Here is a 2,545-nt window from a genome sequence, read left to right on the forward strand (position 1 = left end):
CATGTTGCATTGTTTAGTTTTCAAAGAACAACTTTGTCTTTTCGGAACTTGGTTCCTTACGACAATTTATATTATATCGCACATCGTTCTGACTGTCAAGATATTTTTAAAATTTCTTTTTTGTCTGAACTCGAAACAATAGGGTTTCAAATGCTTGCCATTCAAGGCTTTATCATTTGCCCGCCCGTTTCTCTCTCGTGACGACTTGTATTATGATACACGCTTCACGCTGACTTGTCAACACCCATTTGGAGGAAAATACCAATTTCTTTTTTTCACGGCAGATATGCCAATTATCAGCAGGAGTTCGACAAAGAAAAAGCGGGCTGTCAGTGGGATAGTGACAGTCCGCTTTTTCTTTGGGAAAGAATCGTTTATCTTTTGAGAGAAATGGAGGAAGTGGGATTCACTTCGCTGTCTCAGGAAAACCTTGGGGATATGTTTTCCTTTCGACACTCATAGTGTAGCAAGCTTTTCTGAAAAAATCCTTACATCATCTGAAAAAAAGATGATTTTTTCGATTTTCTTTGCATTTTTCGCCAACCATAAAGAATCTGTCATCATTTCACCTGGATACTGGCGATAATCTGGTCAGCGAGTTTTCCCTGATCCTTCTCATGCTCTTTCGGGTATGCAAATGAGATGAACCAGTCTTCCTGCGGCAGGGGCAGGAAGACTACCTTTATGACCTCGTCCTCCCCCTTCATCTTGCAATACAGGGTTGTAACCGTGGCCTCATGCTCCCCAATGTTCACGGACTTGCTCTCGCGCGACTGTTCCGTCGCCTTGACATGCTTCTCAAAAGACAGCAGATACGATTCCAGCAGTTTCTGCTGCAGATTTGCCTGCTGTTCCGCTCCGGCCTTCTGCAGAGCTTCCTGATTGAGCACATACGTCGTGAACTGTGTCATATGGAAATCCATGCCCTTGGCCTGCGTGATCATATTGCTCGTGATTGACTGGACATAGGGGTTCTGCGCCGCCTGTTCTTGCGGCTGCTGTTCCAGTGTGAACGGCAGATCCATCTGCAGGCTCGTCACACTGCCCTTGACTTCCTGGCTCGTCAGTTTCACCTGGCCGCAGCCCGCGGCAAAGAGCATGATTGCCAGCACGCTCAGCAGGACGAGTCCCCATCGTTTTCTCATCGTTACCATCGCTTCCTTTCAAAGTATCGAATACGCATCGGTTAAACGATATAGTATTCGCGTCAGGAAGCGCGATATCCTGCCCGGTCACAGCAAAATCCAGTTCAAGCCTCACACCGCAGACAGGCATTCAGCCTTCCAGGCCGAAGTGCTGAGCCTTGCGATAGTCGAAAATGACGCCATACTGCAGCCAGCAGTCAACGGAACGGATCAGGATGTCCATGACATTGTGTGCGCTGAGGCCAAAATTGCTGATTTCGCAGATGGTGATCTTCTCTCCGTTCTTGATGTGCTCAAATTCCACCGTAATCGCATAGGCACTGAGCGTCAGCAGGTAATGGTTGCCCGTGCTTTTCTCAGAAAGCATCATGTGGTGCTCATCCCCCTGCGGCTTGAACCCGAACTGCTGCAGGCGTTCGATGACCTGCGGCTCCGTCTCGCGATGGAACTTCCGGTTGATGGTGTCACGTTTGGCTTCCAGTTCTGAAAAAAGTGGAAAGCTGATCATAAGGCATACCCCTCTCAAATATCATGAAGAAAACGGATAAACAAAAAAGACACGCAGGGGCGATGACGCTCCATTGCGTGTCTTTCTTATCAGTTATCAACATTATATCACATGTCCGGGATTTGACAAGGCTCAATCTTTGGCCACATCCACCCAGCCAGCGGCAGTGACGAGCGGCGCGAGCTCCGCCGGCGTTACGCGCACTGCGCTGTGCGCATTGCCGGCAGCCGGATAGACGACAGGGAAACGCTGCAGTGACACATCGAGATAAACGGGCACACCCGGTTTGACGGCAAACGGGCAGACACCGCCCGGGACATGACCGATGTACGCCTCCACCTCGTCAAACGGAATCATGCGGCCTTTCTTATGGAAGGCTGCCTTGAACTTATGGTTGTCCACACGGACGTCGCCGGCCAGCAGCACGAGCAGAGGTGCGCCATCGACCAGGAACGACATCGACTTGGCAATGCAGCCGGGCTCCACACCGAGAGCAGCCGCCGCAAGCTCCACGGTAGCCGTCGAATCCTCAAACTCAATCACCCGGTCCAGCAATCCCTTTTCCTGCAAAAATGCTTTTACTTTCTCGATTGACATACAATACCCGACCTGCTTTCTTCTGCATAATTTTGTAATCATATTACACCATTGTACAACAAAAGTCCATGGAATCTTGTGAGGAGTCTCTCTTTCATTTGACAAAAGTATCGGCCTGCCGATACAATGATAGCAAAAATCACCCAATGACAAGGGCTTGTCAGACCATAGATAGAAGGGGCCGCTGACAGTAAAAGTTAAGTTGTAAAATAATATAAATACTCTTGTTTAAAAGCCAATTTATTGATAAAATAGTATTGAGGTGATACCATTGAAATACTATACGATCAATAAA

4 protein-coding genes are annotated in these 2,545 nt (G+C 48.2%); 1 reads left to right on the plus strand and 3 read right to left on the minus strand.

From position 1 onward, the window contains the following. On the plus strand, positions 1–201 hold a 201-nt coding region (locus tag DWX75_RS12260), incomplete at its 5' end, for a hypothetical protein (RefSeq protein ID WP_233519608.1). A 359-nt stretch (positions 202–560) separates the two neighbouring features. Here the strand turns inward: DWX75_RS12260 and DWX75_RS11915 are convergent. From DWX75_RS11915 to DWX75_RS11925, 3 genes are all read right to left on the minus strand, one after another. Next, positions 561–1,145 carry a hypothetical protein gene (locus DWX75_RS11915; RefSeq protein WP_118016523.1) on the minus strand — a complete coding sequence of 195 codons (585 nt, stop codon included), beginning with the start codon at positions 1,143–1,145 and terminating at the stop codon, positions 561–563. A 130-nt stretch (positions 1,146–1,275) separates the two neighbouring features. Then, positions 1,276–1,653, minus strand: coding sequence for an addiction module toxin RelE (locus DWX75_RS11920; RefSeq protein WP_118016524.1), 378 nt, complete (start codon positions 1,651–1,653; stop codon positions 1,276–1,278). A 132-nt stretch (positions 1,654–1,785) separates the two neighbouring features. Beyond that, the gene (locus DWX75_RS11925; protein WP_118016525.1) at positions 1,786–2,250 is read right to left on the minus strand and encodes a YbaK/EbsC family protein; all 465 of its coding nucleotides are present in this window, start codon (positions 2,248–2,250) and stop codon (positions 1,786–1,788) included. Positions 2,251–2,545: the final 295 nt, after the last annotated feature.

The sequence above is a fragment of the Mitsuokella sp. AF21-1AC genome (assembly GCF_003458855.1).
Classification (GTDB): domain Bacteria; phylum Bacillota; class Negativicutes; order Selenomonadales; family Selenomonadaceae; genus Mitsuokella.